Below are 17,175 nucleotides of genomic sequence, written 5' to 3'. Positions count from 1 at the left end.
GATTCAAATGGATTGCGGTCCCGAATCAAGCCACCAGTATCTACAAGTTGTGGAAATTTTCTCCGTTAAACTCTCCCGAGTGAGTATAACGGACTAGTCGGTCGTTTTTCCAAGCAACACCAATCGGTGTTCAATATCTACAGGGAGATTCATTGCTTGGAGAGGATCTGGATGGAGTGTGCTATTGACGGCCGGGTGCCAACTAGCCGGCCAGTTTCGTGTGAAGGGCGGTCCGTCTGATCTCTGCATTTGTCCGCTTCGGTCATTCAATGACGGTAACCTGACAGTCCGCTGTCGGCTCCGCACTATCTCTCCATTGGCCATGTTGGCCAAAGGGAGAAATGTCATGCGTATCTCAGTATGACCCAGCCGCTAAAGGTCGGCCGGCCTGGAATGCAGGCAAGCAGGTCGGCGCCAAACGAGCCCTCAAAGTGAAGCAAATCTGGACCTAATGGACTATCAACCAAACATCCGGGACCGAGACTATAAAAGGCCCGCCTAAGCGCGAAGGGGCGCTTTTGCAGTGGCCCTATTGTCCTGGCCCGCAGTTTCCGGACGAGATGCCGCTATCTCCCTCACTCACGCTTCAAGCGCTTCCATTCGGTGATCAGTGCTTTGTATTTGTCACGAAACAATGTACCCTCATCGCCTTGCAATGGCGTGATTTGTGGAGAAAAGAAGGTCCGGCGAAGTGGGTCTATAATGCGCATGTCATTTGCATCGAGTTCTATCAGCGCTTGTTGCATGACCCACAAGCCCAATCGCCCGCCCTCTTCAGAGAGCGCAGGCTCCTCGCTAAAGTAGGGATACACAACCCGAGTGTACTCGCCCCTGACGCGCGCGTGGAGCGCATCCCTTACTCGGATTGTGCCACCTAGAGCCTCAATTCGCAGGTTGCCATGCACGCTTTGGGGAATGATCTCGACTGGTTCGTTTGACCAACGCAACTTTGCACTGAGCAATTCGAGAATGCCGTCTTTCAACTGCGGGTATAGTCGCTTGTAGCTCTTATTTGAATTCATGCGGTCATCGGTCAGCCGTGCTAGATCAGCGTCGCCCGAGATGTGCTTCTTCACATCTGCCCAGAAGGGCACATAGAAATCCCCGCCTTGGCTCCGAGTACCGCCGGCCTCCTTTTTGCGGTCAAGACGAATATCCTCTTTCAAAATTGACCGCTGTAAAGGCGGTGGCGCATAGAATAATTGCAGCACTTTTCGGAGAGGAATATCCAGAACAGACATGCGCGCCCACTGCCTACATTGAAGCAGGAGCGTCACCTCAACATTTAGATCTGCACAAGAGGGTAGCTCATTTATTCACACCATAATCGGGCCAAAAACGCAGAAATACCTTTCCAAGGGTCTGTGCCTTCAGCAATTTGACCGTCCAACTAGCGACTAAGGCGATGAGCGAGTGAAGATATCCGAGATCAGACTATGGGGTTTCCAGTGTTTCGGCATGGCGGACGGCAGCGCAATGGACCCTGCCAATCCGAAGCCGGTAACAATGGAGCTCGACCGGGAGATCAGTGCTCTGATCGGACGAAACGGAGCGGGAAAATCCGCGCTTCTTGCCGCGCTCGTTCGCATGTTCGGCGAGACGCGTGAAGAGCGGACGTTTCAACCTGCGGATTTCTTCGTTCACCCTGGCGAGACGCTGGAGAGTGTTGCCAGTCGAAACCTCTACCTTGAGGTCACGATAGAGTTTCCAGAACTTGCAGCGGGCGCAAAGGGAGCGGACGAGACGGTACCCCCCAACTTCAAGCACATGTGTGTCGACGGCCCGAACAAAACCCCGATTGCGCGAGTGCGATTGGAGGCAACGTGGCAGGCAACCGGAACGCTCGACGGTTCCATCGACGACAGCATCTATTGGCTGATTACGACCGAGGAAGTTCCCTTCGGCGACGCGGTCGATCCGGCGGTCAAGCGTAAGATGTCGGCCGGCGAACGCGCGAACATTGCCGTTCGGTACATCCCCGCATCGCGCGATGTTACTGCACTGACCAAGCTCACCGTCCGGAGCCTCGGCCGCAACCTAATGTCGTCGGTACAATGGTCCAACGAGAAAGCAATTCGCGACTTAATTACCGAGGCCGGAAAGAAGCTGGACGCGGAAGATGCGCTTGCGAAGGTGAATGAGGCGATCAATCGGTGTTGGTCCGACCTCAACGCTGCCGACACGGAAACGAGTGCCAAGCTCTCGGTTCTGCCCCCGGACTTCCAACAGATCGTTCGCGCTGCATCCATCGTCCTGAGCCCTTCCTCTTCGGGTCGAGAGCTAGGCATCGACCATCTTAGCGACGGACAACGTTCGCTTTTCCACTTCGCGCTCGTGAAGGCCCTACTCGACCTCAAGCTTGGCCTGGAGCGCGATGTCCGCGACGGCAAAACGCCGCCCTTCTCCGCCTCGTTCATGCGCGCTCCCGCGCTGACGGTGTTCTGCTTCGAAGAGCCCGAGAACCATCTCGCTCCCTATTTCCTTTCGCGGCTTCTCACTCAGCTTAAGAGCCTCGCCGATACGCAGCGCGTCCAGGCACTGGTCACAAGTCATTCACCCTCAATTGTCGGGCGACTTAAGGCGGAGGCGATCAGGCACCTTCGGCGCGATCCGAAGACTGGCGTATCTCTCGCGTCCAAATTGCTCTTGCCCGACGACAAGGAAGAGGCCGGCAAGTTCATTCGCGAAGCTGTCCACGCTCACCCCGAAATCTACTTCGCGCGTCATGCGATCTTCGGCGAGGGCGCGTCCGAACAGATTGTGTTGCCGCGACTGGCGGAAGCACTCGGGACGCCTATTGATCGCTCGTTCGTGGCGATCGTCCCAATCGAAGGGCGGTACATTCAGCACTTTTGGCGACTCGTTACGCAGCTTGGCATTCCGTCCACAACGCTGATGGATCTCGATCTGGGACGAAGCAGCGGCGATCTCGCGCAGTTCAGGGCGGCTGCTGAGGCGATCCTGGCCCATACGCCTCCGGCCGGCGCTACACTGGTCAAGAACCTCGAAACGGCCACCACGCAAAATCGCGCCGCAGGTTGGAATGCGACTGGATGGGACGCTGCGAAGATTGAGAGCTGGGCTTTGTTCTTCGAACAGTTCGGCGTTTTCTTTTCGACGCCGCTCGATCTCGACCTTGCGATGCTCGAAGCGTTTCCAGGTGCCTACAAAAAGCTGCCCGCGGGCGCGACCGGTCCTCAAAATCCGAATGACACGGCGCGCCAAGCCGACGCCGCGAAGCAGGTACTCGGGGATGGGGGCTTTGGCGCCGTCGCTTACGGCCCCGCCTGTATGTCGCTGTTCCCGTGGTACACTTACTTGTTCCTCGGCCGCCGCGGAAAGCCGGCGGTCCATTTAAGCGCGCTGGCCAATCTCACTGACGCCGATCTCATCGCAAAATGCCCTGCAGTCATTCGCAGGTTGGTGGAGCGTGTTTCGGCGAGTCTTGGCAACATGGCATGAAGGGGCGGCTCCTCAAACCCAACGAATGGACTCCGGTCGGGGTCGAAGAGTTGGAAGACAATGCGATGAAGGCGGTAAAGGCATCAGGCAACACGCTGGTTACGGCCGGCCCCGGTGCCGGAAAGACCGAGCTGTTGGGTCAGCGCGGCGTCTACCTTCTCGAGACCGGAACCTGTCCGTTCCCACGGAGAATCTTGGCGATCAGTTTCAAGCGGGACGCGGCGCGGAACTTGCGTCAAAGGTTTGAACAGCGATGCTCGAAGGATCAAGTAGGCCGGTTGGACTCCCTAACATTCGACGCCTTCGCCAAGCAAGTTCTCGATCGCTTCTGGCGAGCTTTGCCCGATCCTTGGGGTCTTCGCGTTCCCTACAAGATCATCTTCTCGATCTCACCGAACGAGTATGCTGCGTTTCAGCGCGAAGTCGCCGACAACCTGGACAACAATGCTCACCCTGCCGGATGGGCGACGCAACTTCTCGGCAAGAAACCCTCTGCTGCTCAAGTCTATTCTGTCAACAAGCAGCAGTTCGATGCGGGCATCAACGATCTTGAGTTGCAACCCCTGGGCGTTCCCTCGGTAGCGGCGTTTTTGCAGCTCGTGAGGCTGCGCTGGGCCTTTGAGCAGAACACCGTTCTCCTCAGTTTCCCTCAGATCGGCCGCCTGGCTCAGCTGATCGTCGAAGCCAACCCTTCTATCAGGGAAGCCATGCGGGCGACATACAGCCATCTCTTTGTGGACGAGTTTCAGGACACAACAGGCGTGCAGTATGGGCTCGCGCGTTCGATCTTTCGAGATTCGGCGACCGTCGTCACGGCCGTTGGCGACGATAAGCAAAGGATCATGGGCTGGGCAGGAGCTCTCGACGATAGCTTCGGACTCTTCGAGAAGGACTTTCTCCCGGGCGGCGTCAACAAGGGGCAAGAGCGATTGTCGCTCGTAACCAACCGACGGAGCAATGCCCGCATCGTCGAGATACTTAATGTGTTGAAAGAACGACTTGCCCCGGGAGAGCCGGATTTCAAAGCCAAGCGCGCCGTGCCTGCCCTGCCGCCAGAACAAATCTGTTCCGTTGTCGTCTCTAAGACCGAGCGAGATGAGGCCGAGGCTCTGGGTGAGTACGTCGCGAAGCGGTTGAAAGAGGGAAAGCGACCGCGCGACATCGCTCTTCTCGTCCGACAGAAGCCCGCTGAATGGGAAGATCAATGCGCAGGCGTGCTCCTGAAACATGGCGTTCCCGTTCGGAATGAAGATCGACAAGTCGGAGGAGCGTCGATCCAAGACTTGGTGGCCGATCCCTATCCGCGGGCCGTACTGGACATGTTGGAATTCTTGACCAAGGCGCGTGGCGGTGCGGTTTGGGGCCGGCTGTTTGAGCTTCTGTGCGACCTGAACGCCGTGGAAGATGGCGACGAGGAGGCGAACGAACTCGCAGACGCTCTCGATCGCTTTGCGGAGGGCAATCGCGTGGATGGCTCTGGGCAGCCGATCGACTGGGCGCAAGCCGCTGCTCTGGTCGATAAGATCGAGGCGTTCATCGGCCTCGGAAATCTACAAGCCACCGCGCCGCACTACTTGGACCGTCCATACTTCGACCTGATCCGCGGTGCAACGAGGGCGTTCCTAAAGGAATGCATCGGCGCAGGCCGGCCTTTGGTCGAGGCGATTGCAGCCTTCCGCGGCGACACCAGCGTTCCTCTCATGACAATTACGAAGAGCAAGGGCCTGGAGTACGACATCGTCATCCTGCTTGGGCTCGATGATGTTCAGTGGTGGAGCTTCAACAAGAATGCGGAAGAAGCCCATTCCAACTTCTTCGTCGCGGCATCGCGCGCGAAGGAGCAGCTATTTCTCACCTATAATGGGAAGGGAACATCCAAAATTGGCGAGGTGTTGACGCTGCTCAATAAGGCGGGAGTTGATACGCTCGATAGCAAGGCATGGGCTAGCGCGTATTGGACTACCGATAGTCTCTGATTGCGCGGTCGTCGAGTTCGCTCGCTGGAACAACTTTGTCTTGCGGGGCGAGCCGGCAGGTCGCTGTGATGGAGGCGAAGCGGTAGAGAGCGAACCGAGCTCTGCGCAGGTTTAGCTCCGGCCCGTGTTTCTCGTCCTTACGGATCGCATCGTCCGCAGACTTCGCTTCGGCGATCGCGTGGCCACCTCTCGCGACCTCTCCCTACGATGGTGTGAAAGGGTTCTTAGGAATGGTGCAGCAAGGCCTCGACAGTCTCTAAAAGCAATGAGAGCTGGAGCAGGATGAATTGATCCTGCTCCAGCTCTTTATTTTTTGCAGCATGATCTTGTCCGAAAGTCAGCAACTGTCTGCTGCGCCGGCCTTCGTTCGAGATCATGCCCCACTCCTCACGCCGCCGCCGCCTTCTTGTTCTGCCGGTTCGTGACCAGATCGTCCACGACGGCCGGGTCGGCGAGCGTCGATGTGTCGCCGAGTGCTGCGAAATCATCCTCGGCGATCTTTCTCAGGATGCGGCGCATGATCTTGCCGGAGCGCGTCTTCGGCAGGCCGGGGGCAAACTGCAGCTTGTCGGGGCTGGCGATGGCGCCGATCTCCTTGCGCACATGGGCGACGAGCTCCTTGCGCAGATCCTCCGAACCTTGCTCGCCGGCCATCAGCGTCACATAGCAGTAGATGCCCTGGCCCTTGATGTCGTGGGGATAGCCGACGACCGCCGCTTCCGAGACCTTGGGGTGGCTGACCAGTGCCGATTCCACCTCCGCTGTGCCGAGGCGGTGGCCGGAGACGTTGATCACGTCGTCGACGCGGCCGGTGATCCAGTAATAGCCGTCCTCGTCGCGGCGGCAGCCGTCGCCGGTGAAGTACTTGCCCTTGTAGGTGGAGAAATAGGTCTGCACGAAGCGGTCGTGGTCGCCATAGACGGTGCGCATCTGCCCCGGCCAGGAATCGGCGATGCAGAGATTGCCGGCTGCCGCACCTTCCAGCACCTTGCCGTCGGCATCGACGATCTGAGGCTGCACGCCGAAGAAGGGCCGCGTCGCCGAGCCTCCCTTGAGATCGGTGGCGCCCGGCAGCGGCGTGATCAGGATGCCGCCCGTTTCGGTCTGCCACCAGGTGTCGACAACCGGGCAGCGCTTCTCGCCGACCACGTTGAAGTACCATTCCCAGGCTTCCGGGTTGATCGGCTCGCCGACCGTGCCCAGCACGCGCAGAGACTTGCGCGAAGCCTTCTTCACATGGCTGTCGCCGGCGCCCATCAGGGCGCGGATGGCGGTCGGCGCCGTGTAGAAGATGTTGACCTGGTGCTTGTCGACAACTTCCCAGAAGCGCGACGGCGAGGGGTAGTTCGGCACGCCTTCGAACATCAGCGTCGTCGCACCGTTCGCGAGCGGCCCGTAGAGGATATAGCTGTGGCCGGTCACCCAGCCGACATCGGCCGTGCACCAGTAGATGTCGCCGTCATGGTAGTCGAAGACATACTGGTGGGTCATCGACACGAAGACGAGATAGCCGCCGGTCGTGTGCAGCACGCCCTTCGGCTTGCCGGTCGAGCCGGAGGTGTAGAGGATGAAGAGCGGGTCCTCCGCCTTCATCTTCTCCGGCTTGCACTCCGGCTTAACCGTGGCGATCTCCTCGTGATACCAGAGATCGCGGCCGGCCACCCAATTGACCTTGCCGCCGGTGCGGCGCACGACCAGCACCTTCTCGACCGTGGCGCCGGCTCGCGCCGCAATCACGATCGCCTTGTCGGTATTCTCCTTGAGCGGGATGGTCCTGCCGCCGCGCAATCCCTCGTCGGCTGTGATCACGAAGGTCGACTTGCAGTCTTCTATGCGGCCGGCGAGCGAATCAGGCGAGAAGCCGCCGAACACAACCGAATGGATCGCACCGATGCGCGCGCAGGCGAGCATGGCATAGGCGGTCTCCGGGATCATCGGCATGTAGATCGTGACCCGGTCGCCTTTCTTGACGCCGTGCTTCTTCAGCACATTGGCGAAGCGGCAGACATGGGCATAAAGCTCGTTATAGGTGATCCTGCGATCGTCATACGGGTTGTCGCCCTCCCAGATGATCGCCGTCTGGTTGCCGCGCTTCTTCAGGTGCCGGTCGATGCAATTCGCCGAGACGTTGAGCTGGCCGTCCTCGAACCATTTGATCGACACCTTTCCGTCGAAGGAGGTGTTCTTGACCTTGGTGTAGGGCTTGATCCAGTCAAGCCGCTTGCCGTGCTTGCCCCAGAACCGATCGGGGTTCTTGATGCTCTCGGCATACCATTTGAGATAAGTGTCGTTGTCGATCAGTGCGTGCTTCTTCCACGCCGGCTGGACGCGATGAAGCTGGACATCGGACATTCTGAAGCCTCCCAGGATTGGTCTTTCGTCGGCATTGGGGCGTGCGCGGAACCCGCGATTGCGGCGCGCATTATTATCATTCCGAACCGAGGGGCAACATAGATGTTCGCAGCCGTGAAGCTTGTGCCAGCGATCGAGGAACCGTTTGTCAGCAGCCTTGTCGAGGTGCTGCTAAGCTTTTGATTTTGCAAATGAAGTCCGTCCTGTCATCAGAAAATTTCAATAGACGGTTAACGGCAGCGTCGCACAATTTCCTGTGTGGAGGAGCAAAGCGAGTCGCGAAAGGCAACCCATGCGCAAAACATCCGAACTAGAGTTGATGCTGCAAGGCTATGGCCTGACCACGGCCAGGTTCCTCTACCACATGCCGGACCACCCGCATTTGTTGCAGACCTTCATCTGGCAACACTACGATCTCGCTCCGCAATTCCCGGCGCTCTACCGCTTCATCGATTTCTGGCAGGAAAAGCTCGACGGCCCGCTGCATTCGGTAAGCTATACGCACAAGCGCCTCATCGCGCCGAACGAATGGCGCAACGTTGAGGGCGAGCTCGTCCTGCACTGACGCCAGGGCCGGATGGATTTCTAAGTGGGATCCTTCGTCCGGCCTCCTTCGACGTTGCAAAGGGAGAGCCAAGCCGGTCCGCTTCAAACGAGGTGGGGCGCCGCTGCGGAGCCTTTTTGGATTGATGTCCGTAAGCCCGGAAAGCGCCGAACCGAACGTCCAGGCCTCCAGACGACGCCAGGCCTGCCGGCGCAGGGTTTGCGCGGGCGCCGAGCGCCCGCGCAAGGGCCTCGCAATGTTACGCCCGCTTGACCAATCTCACGATCGCCAGAACGATGATCGCACCGATCAACGCTGCGATAATGGCTCCGATGATGCCGCCGCCCAGCGAGATGCCGATCGCCGGCAACAGCCAGCCCGCGACGATCGCGCCGATGATGCCGAGCACGATATCGCCCACAAGCCCGAAGCCGCCGCCCTTGACGACCTGTCCGGCCAGCCAGCCGGCAATTCCGCCGACGATGATCCAGATGATGATTTGATAAAGTACGCTCGTGCCTTCGGCCGCTGCGCCTTCCATAGTCTCCTCCTCCGTTTCAACCGGCCGACGCGGCACCGCCGCGCCGGCTGACGTTTCGGAAGCTACTGTGTCCGCTGGCCGTTATCCAGCATCCGATGCAACCCAGGACTGCAATACGAACTGCTTTTTTTCGCTAGAGCATTTTGCAGCCAAGTGGAATCACTTGGCGTTGCACAAATGCGGCAAAAACAAACGGATAGAGCGGCAGCCCGGATTTGTCCGGGCGTAAGCCGCTCTAGCGCATCGGACCGAAAGTGCGCGGCGGTTTTCGGACAAATCCGGTGCGTAGACAAAGGGTTAGAGCGGCGTGCGCTCCTGCCGAACGCGCGCCGCTCTGGCGAAACGGTCAAACGACAGGAGGATTGAGCCGCGCGAAGCCCTCCTGACGTCGATAGGGAGAGTAGGGGTAAGGCGCTGTCACCGTGCTTTCCTTGTCCAGCCGGGCGATCTGGTCCGGGGTCAGCGACCAGCCGACGGCACCGAGGTTCTGACGCAGCTGCGCCTCGTTGCGGGCGCCGATGATGACGGAAGATACCGTCGGGCGCGCGAGCAGCCAGTTGATGGCGATCTCGGGGATCGCCTTGCCCGTCTCTTCGGCGATCTCGTCGAGCACATCGACAATGCGGTAGAGCAGCTCCTCATCGACCGGCGGACCGTAATCGGCGGTATCGTGCAGGCGACTCTGCGCCGGCAAAGCCTGACCGCGGCGCAGCTTGCCGGTCAGCCGGCCCCAGCCGAGCGGGCTCCACACCAGCGCGCCGACACCCTGGTCTAGCCCGAGCGGCATCAGCTCCCACTCATAGTCGCGGCCGACCAGCGAATAATAGACCTGATGGGCCACATAGCGCGGCCAGCCGTGCTTCTCGGCGATAGCCAGCGACTTCATCAGCTGCCAGCCGGAGAAGTTGGAGACGCCGACATAACGAAGCTTGCCGGCGCGAATGAGAGCGTCGAGCGTCGAAAGCACCTCCTCGATCGGCGTGCCGGCGTCGAAAGCATGCAGCTGCAGGAGATCGATATAGTCCGTCCCGAGCCTTCTCAGCGCATCCTCGACCGCCTTGATGAGGCGGGACCGCGAAGAGCCGGAATCGTTCGGCCCTTCGCCCATCGGCAGCGATGTCTTGGTCGAGATCAGCGCCTTGTCACGGCGGCCCTTGAGAGCCTCGCCGAGAACCTCCTCCGAGGCGCCGTTCGAGTAGACGTCGGCCGTGTCGAACAGGTTGACGCCCGCTTCAAGGCAGATGTCGACGAGCCGCCTTGCCTCCTTCGCATCGGCATGGCCCCAGGCGCCGAACAGCGGGCCGGTTCCGCCGAAAGTTCCTGTGCCGAAGCTGAGCGCCGGCACCTTGAGGCCGGATGCGCCAAGACGTCGATATTCCATGGTCATTCTCCGTTGCGATTCGAGATCGAAGTTGAGGGCTTGAGGATCGGCGGCACGGCCGTGCCGGCCTTCAGCATCCAGTTGCCTGCGCTGCGACCGGACCCGTCTTTCGGCCGGCGTCCAGCCGCAAACCGGTGAGGGCGACGGCCACTCCGGCAGACGTTACCAGCGCTGCGATCCACGGAATGGCACCAAGGCCAGGCCCGTGGTCGATGACGACGCCGCCAAGCCAGGCGCCACCCGCGTTGCCAAGGTTGAAGGCGGCGATGTTGAGGCTGGAGGCAAGGCTCTGGCCGGCGCCTTTCGCCTTCTCCAGCACCCACATCTGCAGCGGCGGCACGGTGGCAAATGCAGCCGCACCGAGCATGCCCACAAAGGCGATTGCGCCAATCTTGCTATGAAGGGCGAAGGTCATGGCAAAGCTCACAATTGCGAGCGCCAGCAGGCTGCCGATCAAGGTCGGCGCGAGCCAGCGATCCGCAAGCTTGCCGCCGACGAGATTTCCGAGGAGCAGGCCGACGCCGAACACGACCAGCGCCGGCGAAACGACGGCTTCGGGGAAACCGGTGATCTCGGTCAGCATCGGCGCGATATAGGTGAATATAGCGAAGACGCCTGCATAGCCGATGATCGTGGTGACGAAGCCGACCAGCACGGAGCTGCGGCTGAGCACCCCAAGATCGCGCCTGAGGTCGCTCTCTTCCTTCGGCGCGGCGCTCCTGGGAACAAGCAGCGCGATCACTGCGAAAGCGACGGCGCCAATCACGGTCACTGCCCAGAAGGTGGCGCGCCAGCCGAGCCACTGGCCAAGCCATGTGCCGAACGGCACGCCGAGGATCGTGGCAACCGTCAGGCCCGTGAACATGATGGCGATCGCGGACGCCTTCCTGTTTTCCGGGACGAGGCTGGTCGCGACGACCGAACCAACGCCGAAGAAACTCCCATGCGCAAAGGAGGTGAGCACCCGAGCAGCCATCAGCGTCGCGTAGTCGGGCGCCAGCGCGCTGATGAGATTGCCCGCGGTGAAGACAGCCATCAGGACAAGCAACACTGTCTTGCGTGGCCAGCGACTGGTCAGGATGGTGAGCAACGGAGCGCCCGCGACGACCCCGAGCGCATAGCCGGAAATCAAAAAGCCGGCGGCCGAGATAGTGACCCCGAGGCTGGTGCTGACCTCGAGCAGCAGTCCCATGATGACGAATTCGGTGACACCGATGCCGAAGGCACCGGCAGTGAGGGCGTAGAGAGCTAGAGGCATGGCAAGTCTCGGCGTTGGCGTAGGAGCCCGCGACAGGCGGGGCGCACGTCAAGATCGGCGCGCCGCCATTCACGAAACAGCCTTGCTCCAGTCACTTCATTTGTGAGATCAAGTCACAAATGGCGCGTTTCGACATAAACCGCTCCGGCGAGATCGAAGTCTTTGTGCGCGTGGTTGAACGCGGCACGTTGACGGCCGCGGCGAGCACGCTGGGCATGACCCCTTCGGCGGTCAGCAAGCTGATCGGCCGTCTCGAGGACAGGCTGGGCGCTCGTCTCATCAACCGCACCACGCGCAAGCTGCAGCTCACGCCCGAGGGCGCAGCCTTTTACGAGAGCGGGGTGCGGATCCTGAGCGAGATCGAGACGGCGGAACGCGAGGCGGCGGCCGGCGCCGTTCCGCGAGGTCGGTTGCGGGTGAATTGCAACGTGCCGTTCGGGCAGCACTATTTGATGCCGCTCATCCCGAAATTTCTCGGGCTTCATCCCGGGGTCGTGATCGATATGTCCCTCACCGACAAGGTGGTCGACCTCCTGGAAGAGCGCGCCGACGTCGCCATACGCGCCGGGCCGCTGCGCGATTCGCGCCTGGTGGCGCGCAAGCTCTGGCAGAGCAGAATGGTGGTCGTCGCATCGCCTGCCTATCTCGACAAGCACGGTTCGCCGCGCTCGCCCCACGAACTTGCCGGCCATAACTGCCTGGATTTCTGCTTCACGCGGCTCGTCGAGGGTTGGCCGTTTCGCGATCAAGGCGGACACGACCTGACCTTCCAGCCGCAGGGAAACGCGCAGGTGAGCGACGGAGAGGCGATGCGGCTATTGGCGCTTGCCGGGGCAGGGCTCGGGCGCCTGTCCCGCTACCACGTGCAGCCGGACATCGATGCCGGCACGCTGGTCCCAGTGCTCGAGGAATTCAATCCCGGCGACGAAGAGCTGCTTCACGCCATCTATGTCGGTCAAGGCGGGCATCTGCCGGCCCGCGTGCGAGCATTCCTCGATTTCCTTGCGGCGAATGTGCGGCCAGCGAGGTGACTGGCACCCACGTCTGCTACGACAAGGTAGTAATCCGACGTCGCCGCCCTACGTTGCTCCCCTCTGTCCTCCCGGACATCTCCCCCCCAAGGGGCAGGGCAATCGCATATGGCGGCGCAGACCCCCACTCCGCCTCGCTTCGCTCGGCACCTCTCCCCCTCAAAAGGGGAGGGGAAAGGCGCCTGTCATCGCGGCCGGCGCTTCCTCTCCCCCGTCGACCGGGGGAGAGGTGGTTCGCGAAGCGAACCGGAGTGGGGGTCGACCTCATACGCGATTGCCCTGTCCACAAGGGGGGAGATCGGACGGCCGCTTTGGTTTCGCCAGTCGCCAACGTCGCAGGTTGGCGAAATCCTCGATGACGGCCAATCTCCCCCCTGGTGGGGGAGATGTCCGGCAGGACAGAGGGGGGCGCGAAGCGCTCCGGCGCCGTCATCAGTCTGCCCTTCAAATCTCTGGACTACCGCGCGCCGAAGATGGCCGAGCCCACCCTGACGCTGGTCGCGCCGAATGCTATGGCCGTCTCGTAATCGGCGGACATGCCCATCGACAGTTTCGACAGGCCGGCCTGGTGCGCCAGCTTTTCGAGCAGCGCGAAATGCGGGCCGGGATTTTCTTCCAGCGGCGGAATGCACATCAACCCCTCGATCGCGAGGCCGTGAACATCGCGGCATCGCGCCACGAAGGCGACAGCCTCCGTCGGCTCGATGCCTGCCTTCTGTGGCTCCGACCCCGTGTTCACCTGCACGTAGAGCCTCGGCGCCTTGCCCTGTTTGGCGATTTCCCTGGCGATCTCGGCGGCGATCCTGTCGCGGTCGACCGTCTCGAGCACGTCGAACAGCGCGACCGCCTGCTTTGCCTTGTTGGACTGGAGCGGGCCGATCAGGTGCAGTTCGATATCCGTGAATTCTGCTTTCAGCGCCGGCCACTTGCCTTCCGCCTCCTGCACACGGTTCTCGCCGAAGATGCGATGGCCGACCTCCAGAACGGGGCGGATCGCCTCCGCATCGAACGTCTTCGACACCGCAACCAGCGTCACCGAGCCCGGCTCGCGCTCGGCGGCCCGTTCGGCCGCAGCGATCTTGGCCTTAACCTCAGCCAGTTGTGCGATGGCGTCGGGCATGATCATTCCATTGAAGCGCAGGGCGTTTAAATCCACATTCGGTTGACCCGCCACGGAAACCGTGGTGAAGGTCCGCCGACCAGTAGACCCGTCTTATTCAGTGAAAATCCGTTAATGGCAACCGAACGATATAATCCTCGCGCGTCCGAAGCCCGCTGGCAGAAGGCCTGGGACGAGGCGAAGCTCTTCGAGACGAAGAACGACGACCCTCGTCCGAAATATTACGTGCTCGAGATGTTCCCCTATCCGTCGGGCCGCATCCATATGGGCCACGTGCGGAACTACACGATGGGCGACGTGGTGGCGCGCTGGCGCCGCGCCATGGGATATAACGTGCTTCATCCCATGGGCTGGGATGCCTTCGGCCTGCCGGCGGAGAACGCCGCGCGCGACAACAAGGTCAACCCGCGCGACTGGACCTATGCCAACATCGCCACGATGAAGGGCCAGCTGAAGACCATGGGCCTCTCGCTGGACTGGAGCCGCGAACTCGCGACCTGCGACCCGAGCTACTACAAGCACCAGCAAAAGATGTTCCTGGATTTCTGGAGGGCCGGGCTGGTCGAGCGCAAGTCGGCCAAGGTCAACTGGGATCCGGTCGACATGACGGTGCTCGCCAACGAGCAGGTGATCGACGGGCGCGGCTGGCGCTCCGGCGCGGTCGTCGAGCAGCGCGACCTCACGCAATGGTTCTTCAAGATCACCTCGATGGCGCAGGAACTGCTCGACGGTCTCGATACTCTCGATCGCTGGCCGGAAAAGGTCCGCTTAATGCAGCAGAACTGGATCGGCCGGTCCGAAGGCCTGCTGATCCGCTGGCCGCTCGACAAGGCGACCACGCCTTCCGGCGAGACGGAGCTGGAAATCTATACGACGCGACCCGACACCATCTTCGGCGCTTCCTTCGCCGCGGTCGCACCGGACCATCCGCTGGCGAAAAAGGCGGCGGAGAAGAATCCGGCGCTCGCCGCCTTCATAGACGAGGCGCGCCACATGGGCACTTCGCTTGCGGTGCTCGAGACTGCCGAAAAGAAGGGGTTCGACACCGGCATTCGCGCCGTGCATCCCTTCGACCCAAGCTGGACGCTGCCGGTCTATGTCGCCAATTTCGTGCTGATGGACTACGGCACGGGCGCGATCTTCGGTTGTCCGTCCGGCGACCAGCGCGACCTCGATTTCGCCAACAAATACGGCTTGCCGGTGATCCCGGTCGTGATGCCGGAAGGCCAGGACGCCGCGACATTCCAGATTGTCGACGAAGCCTATGACGGCGACGGCGTCATGATCAATTCGCGCTTCCTCGATGGCATGAAGCCGGCGCAGGCGTTCGACGAGATCGCGACCCGGCTGTCGGGCGTGACGATCGGCAATCGGCCGATGGCCGAGCGCAAGGTGCAGTTCCGGCTGCGCGACTGGCTGATCTCGCGCCAGCGCCCATGGGGCTGCCCGATCCCGGTGATCCATTGCGAGGCCTGCGGCGCGGTACCCGTGCCGGACAACGAGCTGCCGGTCGTCCTGCCTGCCGAGCTGACATTCGACAAGCCGGGCAATCCGCTGGACCACAATCCGACGTGGAAGCATGTCGCATGCCCGCAATGCGGCAAGCCGGCGCGCCGCGACACGGACACGATGGACACTTTCGTCGATTCGTCCTGGTACTTCGCCCGCTTCACAGACCCCTGGAACGAGACGCAGCCCACGACGCTGGCCTATGTCGACGGCAAAGGCGGCTGGCTGCCGGTCAACCAATATATCGGCGGTGTCGAGCATGCGATCCTGCACCTGCTCTATTCGCGCTTTTTCACCCGCGCCATGAAGGTGACAGGACACATCAACGAGGTCGAAGAACCGTTCGAGGGCATGTTCACGCAGGGCATGGTGGTGCACGAGACCTACAGGCTCGGCAACGGCGCCAATGGTGCCTATGTGACCCCGGCCGAAGTGAAGATCGAGGATGTCGAGGGCGTGCGCCGCGCCAAGCTGATCGCTACCGACCAGCCGGTCGAGATCGGCCCGATCGAGAAAATGTCGAAGTCGAAGAAGAACGTTGTCGACCCCGACGACATCATCGCGAGCTACGGGGCGGATACGGCGCGCTGGTTCATGCTTTCCGATTCGCCGCCCGACCGCGACGTGATCTGGACCGAAGCCGGCGTGGAAGGCGCGTACCGTTTCGTGCAGCGTTTGTGGCGGCTCGTCTCCGAGGCCGCACCTCATCTCGCCGGCCTGCCTGCGAAAGCGGCTGTCGAGAACGAAGCCGGGACCGTTTCCAAGGCCGCGCATAAGGCCCTGAAGCTGGTCGGCGAGGACATCGAGAAGCTCGCCTTCAACAAGGCCGTCGCCCGCATCTACGAATTGGCAAACGTGCTTCAAGGCCCGATCGGAGCGCTGTCGTCGGGCAAGGTTGCGCCCGAAGTGAAGTCGGCAGTCAGGCAAGCGCTCGACTTCCTGGTCGTCATGATCGCGCCAATGATGCCGCATCTGGCCGAGGAATGCTGGGCAACCCTCGGCGGCAAAGGGTTCGCCGCCGACCAGCCCTGGCCGAAATTCGATCCCGCGCTTACGGTCGACAGCGAGGTCATCTACCCCGTGCAGATCAACGGCAAGAAGCGCGGCGAATTGACAATCGCCCGCGACGCGGATGAAGGTGCCGTCAGGCAAGCTGCTCTGGCACTCGATTTCGTGCTGAAGGCGCTCGAGGGGAAACCGCCGCGAAAGGTGATCGTCGTGCCGGGGAGGATCGTCAATGTCGTCGCCTGAGCAAGGAAAGCACTTCGCGGCGAGCCGGCCAATTCTGGCGGCGGTTGCTCTGGCGATAGCCGGGCTGGCATCCGTCTCGGCCTGCACCGTTCGGCCGCTCTATTCGGATGCCGGCTATTCCGTAGGTGCTCCGGGCGCGGCCGGATCGATCGGATCTGAGCTTTCGACGATAGCGATCAAGCCGGCGAACACCCGCATCGGGCAGCAGGTCCGCAACAACCTCATCTTTCTGTTTGGCGGCGGCAAGGGCGAGCCGGCAAATCCGAGCTACACGCTGGATCTTGTTACCAGCGCGATCACCGAGGCGACGACGAATATCCAGATCAACAAGGAAAACGAGCCGACGTCCGCGATCCTGACGGCCAGCGCGACCTACACGCTGACCGATTCCAGCGGAAAATTGGTCAGCACTGGCAAGAGGCAGTTCACGGCGTCCTACGACGTGCCGCGCCAGGAATTTGCCGCGTACCGAGCGCTGCGCGATGCCGAGAACCGCGCAACCCGTGAGCTTGCGGAGCTTATCCGGATGGCAGTGGCGCAGGACTTGGCCAAGCGCCCGGCCAGCTCGAGCTAATGGAGATGGCGCGGCGCCCGTGACTCCCTCCCCCTTGTGGGGAGGGATTCAGGGTGGGGGTGCCTCGCGATTAGCTTGCAAGGTTAGCTGAAGCAGACAGCACCTCCGGCTTGGCTTGGCGCGCCGCGGACCCCCACCCTGAATCCCTCCCCACAAGGGGGAGGGGGCACCAGCGT

The 17,175-nt window shown here is 61.5% G+C and carries 13 protein-coding genes; 6 read left to right on the top strand and 7 right to left on the bottom strand.

The window, feature by feature from the left end; all coding sequences use genetic code 11:
* Nucleotides 1-575: 575 nt before the first annotated feature.
* Nucleotides 576-1,241: a hypothetical protein gene (locus SAZ10_RS08830; RefSeq protein ID WP_318608831.1), complete on the bottom strand. Its 666-nt coding sequence runs from the start codon at nt 1,239-1,241 to the stop codon at nt 576-578.
* Between the two features lie 172 nt (nt 1,242-1,413).
* On the opposite strand from SAZ10_RS08830, the gene SAZ10_RS08825 reads away from it, so the two are divergent.
* Both SAZ10_RS08825 and SAZ10_RS08820 read left to right on the top strand, forming a co-directional pair.
* On the top strand, nt 1,414-3,462 hold the full coding sequence (locus SAZ10_RS08825; protein ID WP_318608830.1) for an ATP-dependent nuclease: 2,049 nt from the start codon (nt 1,414-1,416) through the stop codon (nt 3,460-3,462).
* A complete protein-coding gene (locus tag SAZ10_RS08820) occupies nt 3,459-5,438 on the top strand; it encodes an ATP-dependent helicase (RefSeq protein WP_318608829.1) in 1,980 nt (659 codons plus the stop codon). The genes SAZ10_RS08825 and SAZ10_RS08820 overlap by 4 nt, the downstream gene beginning before the upstream one ends.
* 224 nt (nt 5,439-5,662) lie before the next feature.
* On the opposite strand, the gene SAZ10_RS08815 is transcribed toward SAZ10_RS08820, so the two are convergent.
* A complete protein-coding gene (locus tag SAZ10_RS08815) occupies nt 5,663-5,815 on the bottom strand; it encodes a hypothetical protein (RefSeq protein WP_318608828.1) in 153 nt (50 codons plus the stop codon).
* A gap of 10 nt (nt 5,816-5,825) precedes the next feature.
* Nucleotides 5,826-7,790: an acetate--CoA ligase gene (acs, locus tag SAZ10_RS08810; RefSeq protein ID WP_318608827.1), complete on the bottom strand. Its 1,965-nt coding sequence runs from the start codon at nt 7,788-7,790 to the stop codon at nt 5,826-5,828.
* 292 nt (nt 7,791-8,082) lie between these two features.
* On the opposite strand from acs, the gene SAZ10_RS08805 reads away from it, so the two are divergent.
* Nucleotides 8,083-8,355 (top strand): aspartate-semialdehyde dehydrogenase, encoded by a 273-nt coding sequence (locus SAZ10_RS08805; RefSeq protein WP_318608826.1) that lies wholly within the window; start codon nt 8,083-8,085, stop codon nt 8,353-8,355.
* Between the two features lie 238 nt (nt 8,356-8,593).
* Here SAZ10_RS08805 and SAZ10_RS08800 read toward each other — a convergent pair whose 3' ends face one another.
* The 3 genes from SAZ10_RS08800 to SAZ10_RS08790 form a co-directional block, all read right to left on the bottom strand.
* Complete coding sequence (locus SAZ10_RS08800) at nt 8,594-8,875, bottom strand: GlsB/YeaQ/YmgE family stress response membrane protein (RefSeq protein WP_318608825.1); 282 nt, start codon at nt 8,873-8,875, stop codon at nt 8,594-8,596.
* A 346-nt stretch (nt 8,876-9,221) separates the two neighbouring features.
* Nucleotides 9,222-10,256, bottom strand: a complete 1,035-nt coding sequence (locus tag SAZ10_RS08795; protein ID WP_318608824.1) for an aldo/keto reductase — start codon at nt 10,254-10,256, stop codon at nt 9,222-9,224.
* Between the two features lie 70 nt (nt 10,257-10,326).
* On the bottom strand, nt 10,327-11,514 hold the full coding sequence (locus SAZ10_RS08790) for an MFS transporter (RefSeq protein ID WP_318608823.1): 1,188 nt from the start codon (nt 11,512-11,514) through the stop codon (nt 10,327-10,329).
* Between the two features lie 119 nt (nt 11,515-11,633).
* On the opposite strand from SAZ10_RS08790, the gene SAZ10_RS08785 reads away from it, so the two are divergent.
* Nucleotides 11,634-12,545 carry a LysR family transcriptional regulator gene (locus tag SAZ10_RS08785; RefSeq protein ID WP_318608822.1) on the top strand — a complete coding sequence of 304 codons (912 nt, stop codon included), beginning with the start codon at nt 11,634-11,636 and terminating at the stop codon, nt 12,543-12,545.
* A 457-nt stretch (nt 12,546-13,002) separates the two neighbouring features.
* On the opposite strand, the gene SAZ10_RS08780 is transcribed toward SAZ10_RS08785, so the two are convergent.
* Nucleotides 13,003-13,665 carry a YggS family pyridoxal phosphate-dependent enzyme gene (locus SAZ10_RS08780; protein ID WP_318608821.1) on the bottom strand — a complete coding sequence of 221 codons (663 nt, stop codon included), beginning with the start codon at nt 13,663-13,665 and terminating at the stop codon, nt 13,003-13,005.
* Nucleotides 13,666-13,779: 114 nt separating this feature from the next.
* On the opposite strand from SAZ10_RS08780, the gene leuS reads away from it, so the two are divergent.
* Together leuS and lptE are read left to right on the top strand one after the other, a co-directional pair.
* On the top strand, nt 13,780-16,425 hold the full coding sequence (gene leuS / locus SAZ10_RS08775) for a leucine--tRNA ligase (RefSeq protein WP_318608820.1): 2,646 nt from the start codon (nt 13,780-13,782) through the stop codon (nt 16,423-16,425).
* Complete coding sequence (gene lptE / locus SAZ10_RS08770; protein ID WP_318608819.1) at nt 16,412-16,999, top strand: LPS assembly lipoprotein LptE; 588 nt, start codon at nt 16,412-16,414, stop codon at nt 16,997-16,999. Before leuS ends, lptE begins: the two co-directional genes overlap by 14 nt.
* Nucleotides 17,000-17,175: the final 176 nt, after the last annotated feature.

Origin of the sequence: Mesorhizobium sp. BAC0120 (genome assembly GCF_033542235.1) — a bacterium.
Taxonomy (GTDB): domain Bacteria; phylum Pseudomonadota; class Alphaproteobacteria; order Rhizobiales; family Rhizobiaceae; genus JAWRCU01.
Note: the sequence above shows the minus strand (reverse complement) of the source record. Positions and strands in the feature narration are given on the sequence as shown.

Coding starts and splice junctions, on each gene's coding strand:
- SAZ10_RS08820 (WP_318608829.1), top strand. CDS start 3,459: ATGAAGGGGCGGCTCCTCAAACCCAACGAATGGACTCCGGTCGGGGTC.
- SAZ10_RS08780 (WP_318608821.1), bottom strand. CDS start 13,665: ATGCCCGACGCCATCGCACAACTGGCTGAGGTTAAGGCCAAGATCGCT.
- SAZ10_RS08800 (WP_318608825.1), bottom strand. CDS start 8,875: ATGGAAGGCGCAGCGGCCGAAGGCACGAGCGTACTTTATCAAATCATC.
- SAZ10_RS08795 (WP_318608824.1), bottom strand. CDS start 10,256: ATGGAATATCGACGTCTTGGCGCATCCGGCCTCAAGGTGCCGGCGCTC.
- SAZ10_RS08785 (WP_318608822.1), top strand. CDS start 11,634: ATGGCGCGTTTCGACATAAACCGCTCCGGCGAGATCGAAGTCTTTGTG.
- SAZ10_RS08790 (WP_318608823.1), bottom strand. CDS start 11,514: ATGCCTCTAGCTCTCTACGCCCTCACTGCCGGTGCCTTCGGCATCGGT.
- SAZ10_RS08830 (WP_318608831.1), bottom strand. CDS start 1,241: ATGTCTGTTCTGGATATTCCTCTCCGAAAAGTGCTGCAATTATTCTAT.
- acs (WP_318608827.1), bottom strand. CDS start 7,790: ATGTCCGATGTCCAGCTTCATCGCGTCCAGCCGGCGTGGAAGAAGCAC.
- SAZ10_RS08805 (WP_318608826.1), top strand. CDS start 8,083: ATGCGCAAAACATCCGAACTAGAGTTGATGCTGCAAGGCTATGGCCTG.
- lptE (WP_318608819.1), top strand. CDS start 16,412: ATGTCGTCGCCTGAGCAAGGAAAGCACTTCGCGGCGAGCCGGCCAATT.
- leuS (WP_318608820.1), top strand. CDS start 13,780: ATGGCAACCGAACGATATAATCCTCGCGCGTCCGAAGCCCGCTGGCAG.
- SAZ10_RS08815 (WP_318608828.1), bottom strand. CDS start 5,815: ATGATCTCGAACGAAGGCCGGCGCAGCAGACAGTTGCTGACTTTCGGA.